General features: G+C 36.2%; 1 protein-coding gene. It reads right to left on the reverse strand.

Annotated elements, in window-relative coordinates:
• Positions 1-279: glycosyltransferase (locus HC175_RS22535; RefSeq protein WP_168140038.1), on the reverse strand; the 279-nt coding region annotated here is incomplete at its 3' end.
• Positions 280-309 lie beyond the last annotated feature (30 nt).

Genomic DNA, 309 nt, shown 5'->3' on the forward strand with positions numbered 1-309 from the left:
CAGGGAAAATATTTTTTGCTCCAGAACATCTCTATAAGGCCCCTCCCCCGCTATTAAAAGCTTAGAATCAGGAAATACCAGTATCACCTTTCTAAAAGCTTTTAAAAGATTGCTTTGGCCTTTTCTCTCAAGGAGTCGGCTGACATTCAAATAAATTCTTTCATCACCTATTCCTAAGTCCTTCCTAATCTCTTGGATTTTGTGTTCTGGTAGTTCTTCAAAATTGGTTTTATCCCTTCCTCTAAAAATCACCTGTATTTTATCCAGAGATATACCCAATGCTCTGGAATTTGACTTTTTTATAGTATG

This window comes from Salinimicrobium oceani (genome assembly GCF_012037645.1).